The organism is Bradyrhizobium sp. STM 3566 (assembly GCF_045571445.1).
GTDB lineage: Bacteria > Pseudomonadota > Alphaproteobacteria > Rhizobiales > Xanthobacteraceae > Bradyrhizobium > Bradyrhizobium vignae.
Genome location: NZ_CP120692.1, coordinates 2,748,562 through 2,761,871, shown reverse-complemented (window position 1 = coordinate 2,761,871; position 13,310 = coordinate 2,748,562). Strand labels below are relative to the sequence as shown.

The 13,310-nt window shown below is 63.6% G+C and carries 14 protein-coding genes; 6 read left to right on the top strand and 8 right to left on the bottom strand.

Annotated elements, in window-relative coordinates; all coding sequences use genetic code 11:
- The first annotated feature begins 36 nt into the window (after nucleotides 1–36).
- On the top strand, nucleotides 37–1,008 hold the full coding sequence (egtD, locus tag P6U27_RS13045) for an L-histidine N(alpha)-methyltransferase (RefSeq protein WP_162500214.1): 972 nt from the start codon (nucleotides 37–39) through the stop codon (nucleotides 1,006–1,008).
- 170 nt (nucleotides 1,009–1,178) lie between these two features.
- On the opposite strand, the gene P6U27_RS13040 is transcribed toward egtD, so the two are convergent.
- Both P6U27_RS13040 and P6U27_RS13035 read right to left on the bottom strand, forming a co-directional pair.
- Nucleotides 1,179–2,372 carry a low temperature requirement protein A gene (locus P6U27_RS13040; protein ID WP_407194165.1) on the bottom strand — a complete coding sequence of 398 codons (1,194 nt, stop codon included), beginning with the start codon at nucleotides 2,370–2,372 and terminating at the stop codon, nucleotides 1,179–1,181.
- A 24-nt stretch (nucleotides 2,373–2,396) separates the two neighbouring features.
- Complete coding sequence (locus tag P6U27_RS13035; protein WP_027525381.1) at nucleotides 2,397–2,633, bottom strand: BolA family protein; 237 nt, start codon at nucleotides 2,631–2,633, stop codon at nucleotides 2,397–2,399.
- A gap of 184 nt (nucleotides 2,634–2,817) precedes the next feature.
- Here P6U27_RS13035 and P6U27_RS13030 point away from each other — a divergent pair, with 184 nt between their 5' ends.
- On the top strand, nucleotides 2,818–3,177 hold the full coding sequence (locus P6U27_RS13030; protein WP_122402490.1) for a DUF427 domain-containing protein: 360 nt from the start codon (nucleotides 2,818–2,820) through the stop codon (nucleotides 3,175–3,177).
- A 97-nt stretch (nucleotides 3,178–3,274) separates the two neighbouring features.
- Here the strand turns inward: P6U27_RS13030 and P6U27_RS13025 are convergent, their stop codons facing one another.
- On the bottom strand, nucleotides 3,275–3,448 hold the full coding sequence (locus P6U27_RS13025) for a DUF1328 domain-containing protein (RefSeq protein WP_007612121.1): 174 nt from the start codon (nucleotides 3,446–3,448) through the stop codon (nucleotides 3,275–3,277).
- A gap of 177 nt (nucleotides 3,449–3,625) precedes the next feature.
- On the opposite strand from P6U27_RS13025, the gene P6U27_RS13020 reads away from it, so the two are divergent.
- Nucleotides 3,626–4,813 carry an acyltransferase gene (locus P6U27_RS13020; protein WP_122402489.1) on the top strand — a complete coding sequence of 396 codons (1,188 nt, stop codon included), beginning with the start codon at nucleotides 3,626–3,628 and terminating at the stop codon, nucleotides 4,811–4,813.
- A 158-nt stretch (nucleotides 4,814–4,971) separates the two neighbouring features.
- Here P6U27_RS13020 and purL read toward each other — a convergent pair whose 3' ends face one another.
- Nucleotides 4,972–7,182 carry a phosphoribosylformylglycinamidine synthase subunit PurL gene (gene purL, locus P6U27_RS13015; RefSeq protein ID WP_407194164.1) on the bottom strand — a complete coding sequence of 737 codons (2,211 nt, stop codon included), beginning with the start codon at nucleotides 7,180–7,182 and terminating at the stop codon, nucleotides 4,972–4,974.
- A 184-nt stretch (nucleotides 7,183–7,366) separates the two neighbouring features.
- On the opposite strand from purL, the gene P6U27_RS13010 reads away from it, so the two are divergent.
- Both P6U27_RS13010 and P6U27_RS13005 read left to right on the top strand, forming a co-directional pair.
- Nucleotides 7,367–7,846 carry a PaaI family thioesterase gene (locus P6U27_RS13010; protein WP_407194163.1) on the top strand — a complete coding sequence of 160 codons (480 nt, stop codon included), beginning with the start codon at nucleotides 7,367–7,369 and terminating at the stop codon, nucleotides 7,844–7,846.
- Between the two features lie 75 nt (nucleotides 7,847–7,921).
- The gene (locus tag P6U27_RS13005) at nucleotides 7,922–8,887 is read left to right on the top strand and encodes a DMT family transporter (RefSeq protein ID WP_122402487.1); all 966 of its coding nucleotides are present in this window, start codon (nucleotides 7,922–7,924) and stop codon (nucleotides 8,885–8,887) included.
- A 197-nt stretch (nucleotides 8,888–9,084) separates the two neighbouring features.
- Here the strand turns inward: P6U27_RS13005 and P6U27_RS13000 are convergent, their stop codons facing one another.
- Nucleotides 9,085–10,074: a tripartite tricarboxylate transporter substrate binding protein BugD gene (locus tag P6U27_RS13000; RefSeq protein ID WP_407194162.1), complete on the bottom strand. Its 990-nt coding sequence runs from the start codon at nucleotides 10,072–10,074 to the stop codon at nucleotides 9,085–9,087.
- Nucleotides 10,071–10,772 carry a phosphoribosylformylglycinamidine synthase subunit PurQ gene (gene purQ / locus P6U27_RS12995; RefSeq protein ID WP_122402485.1) on the bottom strand — a complete coding sequence of 234 codons (702 nt, stop codon included), beginning with the start codon at nucleotides 10,770–10,772 and terminating at the stop codon, nucleotides 10,071–10,073. The genes P6U27_RS13000 and purQ overlap by 4 nt, the downstream gene beginning before the upstream one ends.
- 165 nt (nucleotides 10,773–10,937) lie before the next feature.
- Here purQ and P6U27_RS12990 point away from each other — a divergent pair, with 165 nt between their 5' ends.
- Nucleotides 10,938–11,954, top strand: a complete 1,017-nt coding sequence (locus P6U27_RS12990) for a magnesium and cobalt transport protein CorA (protein WP_122402484.1) — start codon at nucleotides 10,938–10,940, stop codon at nucleotides 11,952–11,954.
- A gap of 177 nt (nucleotides 11,955–12,131) precedes the next feature.
- On the opposite strand, the gene purS is transcribed toward P6U27_RS12990, so the two are convergent.
- Both purS and purC read right to left on the bottom strand, forming a co-directional pair.
- Nucleotides 12,132–12,374, bottom strand: a complete 243-nt coding sequence (gene purS / locus P6U27_RS12985; protein WP_063682443.1) for a phosphoribosylformylglycinamidine synthase subunit PurS — start codon at nucleotides 12,372–12,374, stop codon at nucleotides 12,132–12,134.
- Nucleotides 12,375–12,387: 13 nt separating this feature from the next.
- Nucleotides 12,388–13,155 (bottom strand): phosphoribosylaminoimidazolesuccinocarboxamide synthase, encoded by a 768-nt coding sequence (gene purC / locus P6U27_RS12980; RefSeq protein WP_008974302.1) that lies wholly within the window; start codon nucleotides 13,153–13,155, stop codon nucleotides 12,388–12,390.
- Nucleotides 13,156–13,310: the final 155 nt, after the last annotated feature.

Here is a 13,310-nt window from a genome sequence, read left to right as displayed (position 1 = left end):
CAAATGCGCGCCGGACAGCGCGTTCAGGAGAGCATCATGAATGTGCACGCCAGCGCTCTGGCCGAGGCCCATCTCCCCGACGAGCAGACCACTGCCTTTGCCCGCGAGGCCATCGAGGACCTCTCGCGCCAGCCGAAAAAACTGTCGCCGAAATATTTCTACGACGCGACGGGATCGGAATTGTTCGAGGCGATCACGCACCTGCCGGAATATTACCCGACGCGCACCGAGCTATCGATCCTGAAGGAGCGCGGCAGCGAGATCGCAAAAATCATTCCGGAGCACGCGGCACTGGTCGAGTTCGGCGCGGGTGCAACAACGAAGGTCCGCCTGCTGCTGGGTCAGTGCAAATTCGCAGCCTACGTGCCCGTCGACATCTCGGGCGACTTCCTGGCGGCGCAGGCGAACGGGCTGAAGCGGGATTTTCCCTCACTCGGCATCTATCCAGTGGCCGCCGACTTCACCGCGCCATTCGAGTTGCCCAAGCAGGTCGCGTCCATGCTGAAGGTCGGCTTCTTCCCGGGCTCCACCATCGGCAATTTCGAGCCGCAGGAAGCGCAGGCCTTCCTGAAGAGCGCCCGCGAGATCCTCGGCCCGGGCGCGCAGATGATCATCGGCGCCGATCTCGAGAAGAACGAGCGCGTGCTGCACGACGCCTACAACGATTCCGCCGGCGTCACCGCGCGCTTCAACCTCAATGTGCTGGTGCGCATCAACCGTGAGCTCGGCGGCAATTTCGATCTCTCCGCCTTCACTCATCGCGCGATCTACAATCGCGAGCGGCACCGCATCGAGATGCACCTGATCAGCAGGAAGAGCCAGACCGTGCGCCTGCTCGGCACCAGCTTCTCGTTCCGCCCCGGCGAGAGCATCCACACCGAGAACAGCTACAAATACAGCCTCGAGCGCTTCGCCGCGCTGGCGCAGGGCGCGGGTTGGCGCGTGCGCGAAAGCTGGACGGATGCAGCCAAAATGTTCTCGGTGCACGCGCTGGAAGTCGCTGAGTGAGCGCTCCGAGACATCCTTCGAGACGCCCGCGCTTGGCGGGCTCCTCAGGATGAGGACGGAGTGCGCGGCAGCAGTATCAAGGAGCACCACGTCCCGTTAGCCTCGCCCTGAGGAGACCGCTCCGCGGTCGTCTCGAAGGACGAGGCGCTTGCTCAGAGGCCGCTCAAGAGTCAATGCTCCTCGGCCCCTTCCGCCACCGACCCCAGTGACACCGACTCCCACACCGCCACGACGATCATGATCACGGTCGTTGCGACCGACAGCCAGAGCGGCGACAGATCGGCGGCGAACCACCACAGCGCCAGCAGCAGGATGATGCCGATGCCGTGCGAGAGCTGCAGGAAGCCGCGGATCGTGTGCTTGAACAGGATGGTGCCGACCAGGAACACCAGCGGGCCGCCGATCGTGCTCACGACCGTGCGGATGTCGGAATGGCCGGTCGGATGCTTCAGCACGAGCTCGTCCGAGACCGCGGTCAGGATGATGCCGGCGACGATCGGCATGTGCAGATAGGTGTAGGCGAGCCGCGCCAGGCGGCCGGATTCGGCTGACTTGGAGATCCGCCCGGAGCCCGCCTCCGCGCCCTTGTGGAAATAGATCCACCACATCGCGATGGCGCCGACCAGCGCCGCGACGAAAGCGAGAATATTGCCCGCGGTCCACTCCAGTTCAGCGAAGGTCGCGCCGTTGACGACGATGGCTTCACCGAGCGCGATGATGACGAACAGCGCGCAGCGCTCGGCCATGTGGCCGCCTTCGACGGCCCACGCCTCGACCGAGGAGAATCCAAGCTTCGGGACCCAGAAGCGTGCCGCCGGCGAGATGTATTCCCAGGTCACCGCCGCGATCCACAGCCATAGCCGCGTGTCGCCCTCGGACAGACCGCCTGCGATCCACAGCACCGCTGAGATCGACAGCCAGGTCAGGATGCGGATCGCGTTGTGCCGCACGGCCGTTCGATGCCGCGGCGTTGCGAACAGCCAGAACGCGGTACGTCCGACCTGCATGGTCGCATAGGCATTGGCAAACCACAGGCCGCGCCCCTCGAAGGCGGTCGGGATCGTCGTCGACAGCACGAGACCACCCAGCATCATCGCAAAGAGCAGGAGGCGGACCGGCGTCAGCTCGGGATTGAGCCAGTTGGTGACCCAGGCGGTGTAGACCCACACCCACCACACCGCGAGAAAGAGCACCACGACATGCACCGCGCCGAGCGGCGTGAAATGGTGCAGCAACGTGTGCGAGATTTGCGTGACGGCAAAGACGAAGACGAGGTCGAAGAACAGCTCGACAAAGGTGACGCGGCTGTGCTGGTTCGGCACGATGACGCGAAACATCGCGCCGCGCGGGTTGTCCGCAGCCATCATCGTCCCCGTGGCGCGATCAGGTCAGCTGCCGGGTACACCGGTTTGCAGCGCCAGCGCGTGCAGGACGCCGCCCATCTGGCCGCGCAGGGACTGGTAGACGATCTGGTGCTGCTGGACGCGCGACTTGCCGCGGAAGGATTCCGAGATCACGGTCGCGGCATAGTGATCGCCGTCGCCGGCGAGGTCACGGATGGTCACCTCGGCATCGGGGATCGCTGCCTTGATCATCGCCTCGATATCGTGGGCGTCCATGGGCATTCGGGTCTTGCTCCTTCTGGTCTAAGCGTTCGAATCACGGCCAGTGGTCCCCTCGCCGGCAGGCTCAAACTTAGCGTGAACGGCCTTCTAGGTCACGTCTTCCGACACTATATCCGTGATCCCACCAGGAGAAAGGCACGACAAAGTGCCGTGCGCGGCAGATTGATCGAAAAGGCGTGAAATCATGAAGCTTCCAGGGCCCGACCACCCCATCACCATCACCCCAAATCCCCGGCGCGTCCGCGTCACGGCGGGTGACATCGTGATCGCCGAGACCAGCAAGGCGCTGACCCTAAAGGAGGCCAAATATCCGGCGGTGCAATATGTGCCGCGAGAGGACACCAACATGGCCCTGCTGGAGCGTACCGACCGCATCACCCACTGCCCGTACAAGGGCGACGCGAACTATTACAGCGTCAAGGCCGACGGCAAGACGTTGGACAACGCGATCTGGACCTACGAGACGCCCTTCCCCGCGATGACCGAGATTTCCGGCCATCTCGCCTTCTATCCGGACAAGGTGAAGATCGAGGAAGTGGGGTAGTTCTGGTGATGGTCATTCCGGGCGGTCCGCAGGACCGAACCCGGAAACTCGAGATTCCGGGTTCGATGCTTCGCATCGCCCCGGAATGACGACGGCGCTACGCCCTGAAGATCGTGAGCCCCAGGATCAGCAACACCAGGAAGATCACGACGAAGACGTAGAACAGGAAGCGGGCGATGTCGGCGGAGGCGGCCGAGATGCCGGTAAAGCCGAGCACGCCGGCCACGATCGAGACAAGTAGGAAGATCAGCGCCCATTTCAGGATGGTCATCACCAGCTCCGAACTGCCGCTTTCTTGCGGCCCTCGCCGTTTTCGGCGGATGCTAACTTCGCTGCGCGGAACTGGTTCCTAGAGGTCGTCGGGGCTGACCCTTCCAAATAAACTGTCCTTGCTGAATCGAGTTCCCGGCGGCACAGTCCAGCCGGGATCAGGATCGGGGCGGCCACGATGACGATGTCACATTCAGCGACGATCGGCGCAGAGGTGCATGCCGCGCCGAAGAGCAAGGCGCGCAATTTGGCGATTGATCGCGCCCGCACCTTCCTGACTCTGGTGGTGCTGCTGCATCACGCGGTGATCCCCTATACTTATTTCGGTCATACCGATCCGAAGTATTTCTTCGGCTTCGACATGATCGTGCTCGCCACCGACAGTTTCTTCATGGCGATGTTCTTCTTCCTGTCGGGACTGTTCGCCTGGTCTGGCATCGCCCGGAAGGGAGCGCGGAGCTATTTGGCAGATCGCCTGCTGCGGCTTGGCTTACCCTTCGCGGTCTGTGCCCTTACGGTCATTCCGCTCGCCTACTACGCGATCTCCCTGCGGCAGCATCCCGAGATCGGCTTTTCGGAATTCTGGTGGAATATGGTCACGAAGGGCCCGTGGCCGAGCGGGCCGATTTGGTTCCTTTGGGTCTTGTTCGCCTTCGACCTGGTTGCCTGCCTGCTGCACCGGCTGTCACCCAATCTGCTCGATCCGATCAATCGCCTTTCGCTACATGGTCGCCGTCGTCCCGCCGTGTTCTTCGCGGTCATGCTAGCCGTCACCGCGGCGTTCTACATTCCCGGGCGGGTTCACTTCGGACCAAGCAGTTGGTTCGAGTTCGGGCCATTCTCGGTCCAGCACGGGCGCGTGATGCTCTACGCGACCTACTTCTTTTTCGGTGCCGGCATCGGCGTTGCGCAAATGGATCGCGGGCTGCTCGCTGTCGACGGCCGCATGGCAAAGGTCAGTTGGGACTGGATGGTACTGGCGATCGTTCCGTATTGCCTGTTGTGGGGGCTGATCTTCATCAAGCGCGAAATACTGGGCAACCCGTCGCCGTTACCGGACTGGTATGAAGCGCTCTATGCCATCTGCTTCACTGTCTTCAGCGTGGCCATCATGTTTCTGATCCTGGCCTTTTTCCAGAGGTTCAAGCAATCAGGCTCAGCCAGGCTGCTCGATCCAATGCAGGGCGACGCGTTCGGCATGTTCCTGGTGCACTATCCGATCGCACTGTGGCTGCAATACTGGCTGTTCGACTATGACCTGCCGGCGATCGTCAAGGCCACGATCGGGTTTGTACTGACTGTCGCGGCGAGCTGGGCGCTGACGCGAGCGTTGCGGCAGATCCCGGGCGCGTCGCAGGTGTTGTGAGGCCAGGCCTCTCCACTCGTCATTGCGAGGAGCCCTTGCGACGAAGCAAATCCAGACTGCCGCCGAGGAGACAGCCTGGATTGCTTCGCAAAGCCTGTCATCGGGCCGCGCTTCGCGCGGACCCGTTGGCTCGCAATGACGGAGGTCGTGGCAGCGCCTCACGCCGCCTTTCCGCCCATATACTCCGGCAGCCAACGCTCGAACGAGGCCCGCAGCACGTCGATCGCAACAGGCGCCTCGCCTGCGATCGCAATCGCATCGCCGCCGGTGGTGCCGATCCGCACGCACGGCACCTCGCAGCCGCGCATCTTGGCGAGCACGCGGCCGGCTTCCGTTTCCGGAACGGTGACGAGATAGCGCGCCTGGTCCTCGCCGAACCAATAGGCTTGCGGCACCAGCGCACTCGGCGCCGCCAGCAGTTTGGCGCCGATGCCGCTCGCCATCGCCATCTCGGCGAGCGCGATCAGCAGACCGCCGTCGGAGAGGTCGTGCACGGCGGTCGCGGTGCCCGCATGGATCATGCCGCGCACGCAATCGCCGTTGCGTTTTTCGGCGGCGAGATCGACCGGCGGCGGCGCGCCCTCCTCGCGGCCGCAGATGTCGCGCAGGTAAACCGACTGGCCGAGCCAGCCATGGGTCTCACCGACCAGCAGGATCGCCTCGCCTTCGGCCTTGAAGGCGAGCGAAGCAGACTTGGTGAAATCGTCGAGCAGACCAACGCCGCCGATCGAGGGCGTCGGCAGGATCGCGCGGCCATTGGTCTCGTTGTAGAGCGAGACGTTTCCGGACACGACCGGGAAATCGAGCGTGCGGCAGGCTTCCGAGATGCCCTTCAGACAGCCGACGAACTGGCCCATGATCTCGGGCCTTTCAGGATTGCCGAAGTTGAGATTGTCGGTGATCGCGAGCGGCTTGCCGCCGACCGCGGTGATGTTGCGCCAGGCTTCGGCGACGGCCTGCTTGCCGCCCTCGAACGGATCGGCCTCGCAATAGCGCGGCGTGACGTCGACGGTCAGCGCGAGGCCCTTCGGCCCGTCCTGTACGCGCACGACGGCGGCATCGCCGCCGGGGCGCTGCATGGTGTTGCCGAGGATGACGTGGTCGTACTGCTCCCAGACCCAGCGCTTGGAGCACATGTCGGGCGTGCCGATCAGCTTCTCGAGCGCGGCACCAAGCGTCATCGGTGTCGGCACGTCGCGGGCATGCACGATCGGCAGCGCGGCGGAGGGGACATGCGGCCGGTCATAGACCGGAGCCTCGTCGCCGAGCTCCTTGATGGGCAGGTCGGCCATGACGTCGCCGCCATGCTTGACCACGAAGCGCTTGCTCGACGTGGTGTAGCCGACCACCGCGAAATCGAGGCCCCACTTGGTGAAGATCGCCTCGGCTTCCTTCTCCTTCTCGGGCTTGAGCACCATGAGCATGCGCTCCTGGCTCTCCGAGAGCATCATCTCGTAGGCGCTCATGCCGGTCTCGCGGGTCGGCACCGCATCGAGATCGAGGTCGACGCCGAGATCGCCCTTGGCGCCCATCTCCACCGCCGAGCAGGTCAGGCCCGCTGCGCCCATGTCCTGGATCGCGATGACGCAGCCCTTCTCCATGATCTCGAGACAGGCCTCGAGCAGCAGCTTCTCGGCGAAGGGATCGCCGACCTGCACGGTCGGGCGCTTCTCCTCGGACTTGTCGTCGAACTCGGCCGAGGCCATCGAGGCGCCATGGATGCCGTCGCGGCCGGTCTTGGAGCCGAGATAGACGATCGGCATGTTCACGCCTGAGGCGGCCGCATAGAAAATCTTGTCGGCGTCGGCGAGGCCGACAGCCATGGCATTGACCAGGATGTTGCCGTCGTAGCGGGTGTGAAAGCGCACCTGGCCACCCACGGTCGGCACGCCGAAGGAATTGCCGTAGCCGCCGACGCCCGCCACGACGCCGGAGACGAGATGCCGCGTCTTCGGGTGCTCGGGTGCGCCGAAGCTGAGCGCATTGAGGCAGGCAATGGGGCGCGCGCCCATGGTGAAGACGTCGCGCAGGATGCCGCCGACACCGGTGGTCGCACCCTGATAGGGCTCGATGTAGCTCGGGTGGTTATGGCTCTCCATCTTGAAGACCACGGCCTGACCATCGCCGATGTCGATCACGCCGGCGTTCTCGCCGGGGCCCTGGATCACCCAAGGCGCTTTGGTCGGCAGGCCGCGCAAATGGATGCGCGAGGACTTGTACGAGCAGTGCTCGTTCCACATCGCCGAGAAGATGCCGAGCTCGGTGAAGGTCGGCTCCCGCCCGATCAGCTTCAGGATGCGCTCATACTCGTCGGGCTTGAGCCCGTGGGCGGCAACCAGTTCGGGGGTGATCTTGGGTTCATTCTTCATGGATTCGAGGCTTTCGGCGGCGGTTGGCCGTTCTTAGGAACATCGGGGGCTCACGAAAAGCCCTTTATGACGCATTTTCCCGCTGTCCCACGTTTTGCGCCGGGGGCCCCGCGGGAACGGGAATTGCACGGCGCGAACGGATCGGATTTAAGGGCTAAAGACCCGCAATTGAAGGCCTATTTCCTTGCACGAATTGACCAAAGCGCCCCCGCCCCGCCGCCCCGACCTCCATGTCGCGACAGAGGGGGAATTCAAGGGCTGGCGGACCTGGATTCGCGACAGTTTTGAGTCCCATGTCGGACCCTTCTGGCACCGGATCGAGCCGGACGGCAGCGTCCGCTGCGCCTTCCGGGTCGAGAAGAAGCACCTCAATGGCTCCGGCAACGTCCATGGCGGCTGCTACATGGCCTTTGCGGACTATTCCTTGTTTGCGATCGCCACCCACGTCCTGGATGGACGGGCCGTGACAACCAATTTTGCCTGTGAATTTCTCGACGCGGCCCGGGAGGGTGAGCTGGTCGAATGCACCGGCGAGGTCAGCCGGGCCGGCGGTTCGCTGATTTTTATGCGTGGCAGGATGATGTCCGGCGACAGGCAGCTGTTCACCTTTTCCGGCACGATCAAGCGGGTGAAGCGGAAGGCGCAACCTCAGCCAAACGCATAGCTCGGCACCTTCCTTTTTGCCGCCCCCTCGCCCACAGTTGCCCTAAGCGCTTTCGCGCCGGGGAGCAGAGATAAGGTGCCGCAGAGCACATCCGAGGCGAGTCGCATGACGGCGTCCGGATCAGCGCCGTTGCCGTCGATCGCCGCCACCGGCGCGCGCAACTGGCGCGACTATGCACTGCTGCTCGCGCTGGCCTGCTGCTGGAGCTCGACCTATCCGCTGGCCAAGCTGGCGTTGGATACGATCCCACCCATCACCTTCATCTCGGCACGCTCGCTGATCGCGGCCGCCTTCCTGTTCGCCATCCTGTGGATGCGCGGGGTCAGGATCCCGACCGACGCGAAGGCCTGGAAGCTGTTCGCGACCCAGCAATTGATCAACTCGACCTTCCCGTTCCTGATCATCACCTGGTCGCAGCAATATGTGCCGGCCTCGAATACGGTGGTGCTGGCCTCGACGACGCCGATCTTCGCCTTCCTGATCACCTCCCTGATCACGCGGCACGAGCCGGCGACGCTGTTGAAGCTCGTTGGCGCGATCCTCGGCCTCGCCGGCACCCTCGCCCTTGTCGGCCTCGATGCGCTGCGCGGCTTCGGTAGCGAGATCGTGGCAGAGATCGCAATCCTCCTCGCCACCGTCTCCTTTGCCTGCGCGACCATCTTCGGCCTCAGGCTGTCCGAGTACGACCCGATGGTGGTTGCGGCCGGCTCCCTGCTGTTCGGCGGCCTCGTGCTGCTGCCTCCCTCGCTGATCATCGACCAGCCCTGGACTTTGCATCCGACGCCGACGGCCATCATCGCCACCATCGTCATGGGCATCGTGTCGAGCGCGCTAGGCCTGATGCTGTTCTACGTCTGCCTCGGCCGGCTCGGCACGCTGACCACCAACGCGCAAGGCTATTTGCGCATCCCGATCGGCGTCGGCCTCTCCGTGCTGCTGCTCGGCGAGAGCGTGCCGTCGAACCTGGCGCTGGGGTTGTTGTTGGTCATGGCTGGCGTTGCGGCCATGACAGTGCCGGCGGAGAAGCTGAAGCTGCGGTAGTGGAATGAGATTTGGTTGCATCGATGCGAGCAGATAGCTCGGTTCACCTCTCCCCGCCGGGGAGAGGCGAGGAACCCGCTCCACTCACCACGAAATCGGCTTCTCCGCGATCGATAGCCATTCGGCTGGGCCTTGCGCAGATATGGCGTGCGGCGCATCTGGATCAGCAGCTCGTTGAAGACGACGTCCAAACACAGCTATTGCTTGGCGTCGTCCGCCAGCATCTTCCGGTACTTCTCGACGTCGCGCGTGACGAGCTGCTGCAGCAACTCCGGCGTATGCTCGTTGTCGTCAGGTGCGACAGTCGACAGATCGGCAAATCGCTTCTTCACCGCGTCGGTTTCCACAGCCGTGCGCGCCGCGGCATTCAGCTTGGCGATCACGGCCGGCGGCGTGCCCTTGGGCGCGAACAGGCCGTTCCAGCCCTGTGCCTCGAACTCGGGCAGGCCCGCTTCCGCCGAGGTCGGCAGCTCCGGCAACGTGGCGAGGCGAACGGTCGAGCCGACCACCAGCCCCTTCACCAACTTCTCGTTGATCGCCTGCGAGACCGAGGCGGCCGCATCGCAGACGCCGTCGATCTGGCTGCCGACGGCATCGGTGAGTGCGGGCGCGGCGCCGCGATACCCGACCAGCGTCGCGTCGATCCCGGCGGCGCTGACGAAGCTCTTGCAGATCAGATAGTTGGAGGAGCCGACGCCGGCATGGCCGAGATTGATCTTGCCGGGATTGGCCTTGGCGTAGGCGATGAACTCGTTGAGGTCCTTTGCCGGAAAGTCCTTGCGCAGCGCGATGATGCCGAAGGTCTTCGCCACCATGGCGATCGGAACGAAGGATTCCGGCGTGAACGGCAATTTTGGATAAATCGTATAGGTCGCCGCATTGGTGCCGGCGTTGCCGATCGCGATGGTATAGCCGTCGGGCTCGGCGCGGGAGGCACGCGCCAGTGCGGTCGAGCCGCCGGCACCTGCAACGTTCTCGATCACGATGGTCTGGCCGAGCGCAATGCCCATCTGCTCGGCGACCGCGCGCGCGATCACGTCCGAGGTGCCGCCGGCCGCGAACGGCACGATCATGGTGATCGGGCGCTTGGGATAATCCTGGGCGGATGCGCAAGTCGCGATCGAAAATGTCGCGAACGCCAGCATCGCGATCGCGGCGAGAGCACGCTTCACCACAAGCGAGATCACGCCGCTTTTTCCAGATGCTGGGCGAGGCCGGCGAACAGGCCGCGGCCATCAGTGCACCCCATGATGTCTTCGACGTGGTTCTCGGGATGCGGCATCATGCCGAGCACGTTGCCCTTGTCGTTGATGATGCCGGCGATGGAATGCGCCGCGCCGTTGATGTTGGCGGCCTCATCGACCACGCCATCGGCGGAGCAATAGCGATAGAGCACGCGCCCCTCGCCTTCGAGCCGCTTGATGGTCTCCTCGTCCGCCTCGTAATTGCCCTCGCCATGGGCGACCGGTACCCGGATCACCTGGCCGGCGTTGTAACCGCGGGTGAACGGGGTATCGGACCGCTCGACGCGCAGATGCACATCCCTGCAGATAAACTTCAGCCGCGCATTGCGCATCAGCACGCCCGGCAGAAGGCCGGATTCGCAGAGGATCTGGAAACCGTTGCAGACACCGAGCACGAGCCCGCCCTTGGCCGCATAGTCGCGCACCGCATCCATCACCGGCGCCCGCGCGGCGATAGCGCCGCAGCGCAGATAGTCGCCATAGGAGAAGCCGCCGGGCACGACCACGAGATCTGTGCCCGGCGGCAATGACGTCTCGGCGTGCCAGACCATCGCCGGCTCACTGCCGGAGATCAGCCTCAATGCGCGCGCCATGTCGCGCTCGCGGTTGATTCCGGGAAAGACGAGGATGGCGGCTTTCATGGCAGGGTTCCGATGGTGGTGGGAATCGGGCTGGCCAAAGGGCCAATTCGTGAAGAGACATAACCATTTGACGGGAATTTTACCAGTGCTAGCGTTGCGGAACGCCTTTGTACACAGGCCATAGCCGGTCGGATTTGGCCGCTCGAATTGCCCGGGATTGAAGTCATGAACGTCGCGTCGCTGTCCACATCCCGTTCCGAACCGGTGTCCACCGAGGGCGTCGTCGCCGCCGGCGCCTATGTCGATGGCCGCCGCATCGCCAACATCGCCATCAGCGAGGCCTCGAGCTGGCGGGCCAAGCCCGGCCACGTGGTCTGGATCGGGCTGCACGAGCCTGACATGGCGCTGCTCGGCGCGGTGCAGAAGCAGTTCGACCTGCACGAGCTCGCCATCGAGGACGCCAACCACGCCCATCAGCGGCCCAAGATCGAGCAATATGGTGAGGCGCTGTTCATCGTCGCGCGCACGGCGCAATTGATCGAGGGCCGGATCGCCTTCGGCGAGACCCACATCTTCGTCGGCGACGGCTATCTGGTCTCGGTGCGCCACGGCGCCTCGACCTCTTACGCGCCGGTGCGCGAACGCTGCGAGAGCTGCCCGCGCGCGCTCGCGCGCGGCGAGGACTACATCCTCTACGCCATCCTCGATTTCATCGTCGACAATTACTCGCCCGTGCTGGAAAGCATTCACGAGGAGATCGAGGAGATCGAGGACGACGTGCTCACGCATGCGATCACCAAGACCCAGATCGAGCGGCTCTACATGCTGCGGCGTGACCTGTTGCGGCTCCGCAACGCAATCGGGCCGCTGGTGGAGGTCTGCCGCCGTCTCGAGCACGATGAGCTGTCGATGGTGCGCGCGACGATGCAGCCCCTGTTCCGCGACGTCACCGACCATGTCCGCAACATCCAGGAGCGCATCGATTCCATGCGCGAGGTGCTGGCCTTCGCCTTCGAGGCGAGCCTGCTGGTCGGCCAGGCCCACGAGACCGCGGTGTCCAAGAAGCTCGCCTCCTGGCTCGCGATCACCGCCATCCCGACCGCACTCGCCGGCATTTACGGCATGAACTTCAAGCACATGCCGGAGCTGCAATGGGAGTACGGCTATTACATTCTGCTCGGCGTGATGCTGACGGCGTGCGGCGCGCTCTACTGGCGTTTTCGGCGCGCCGGATGGCTGTGAGCTGCGAAAGCCGCTCGGCAATAACTTCGTACCCCGGGTTGAGCGCAGCGCAATCCGGGCTACGACCAAGTCCGGCCTAAAGCATGATCCGGAAAAGTGCGAAGCGGTTTTCCGGAAAGATCATGCGTAAACAACAAGCTAAAGCGCGATGACGATTCATCCAAATCTCATCGCGCTTTAGCCGATCAGTTCGACCCGATAATTCTCGATCACGGTATTCGCCAGCAGCTTGTCGGCCGCTTCCTTCAGAGCCGCCTCCGCCTTGGCCTTGTCGGCGCCGGCGAGCTCGATGTCGAACACCTTGCCCTGGCGAACGCTGGCGACGCCGTCGACGCCGAGCGACTTCAGCGCGCCTTCGATGGCCTTGCCCTGCGGATCGAGGATGCCCGTCTTCAGGGTAACGGTAACACGTGCCTTCACGTCAAATCCTCTCTCAGCTCTTCACCAGCACCGGGCCGGAGCCCGCCGGACGCTCGTTCTCCATGAGGATGCCGAGACGTTTTGCAACTTCGGTATAGGCCTCGAGCAGGCCGCCGAGATCCCTGCGGAAACGGTCCTTGTCGAGCTTCTCGTTCGACTTGATGTCCCACAGACGGCAGCTATCCGGCGAGATCTCGTCGGCAACGATGATCCGCATCATCTCGTTCTCGAACAGGCGCCCGCACTCCATCTTGAAGTCGACGAGGCGGATGCCGATGCCGAGGAAGAGGCCGGTGAGGAAATCGTTGACGCGGATGGCGAGCGCCATGATGTCGTCGATTTCCTGCGGCGTCGCCCAGCCGAAGGCAGTGATGTGCTCTTCCGACACCATGGGGTCGTTGAGCTGGTCGTTCTTGTAGTAGAATTCGATGATCGAGCGCGGCAGCTGCGTGCCCTCCTCGATGCCGAGGCGCTGCGACAGCGAGCCGGCGGCAACGTTCCGCACCACCACCTCCAGCGGCACGATCTCGACCTCGCGAATCAACTGCTCGCGCATATTGAGACGGCGGATGAAATGGGTCGGCACCCCGATGTCATTGAGGTGCTGAAACAGGTACTCCGAGATCCGGTTGTTGAGGACACCCTTGCCCTCGATCACCTGATGCTTTTTGGCATTGAACGCGGTGGCGTCGTCCTTGAAGTGCTGGATCAGGGTACCGGGCTCCGGGCCTTCATAGAGAACCTTTGCCTTGCCTTCATAAATGCGACGCCGACGGCTCATGGGGATGTACCGTGTTTTGTTGAAATCCATGAATTTGGTGTGCTCCGGTTGACGAGGATTACGACCCACAGCGGAGCTGCCGTGAACGGCCGGGAACCCATTCATAACCCTTGGAAACAGAACGGGAACCAAACCTTTAGGCAACCTATCCGATT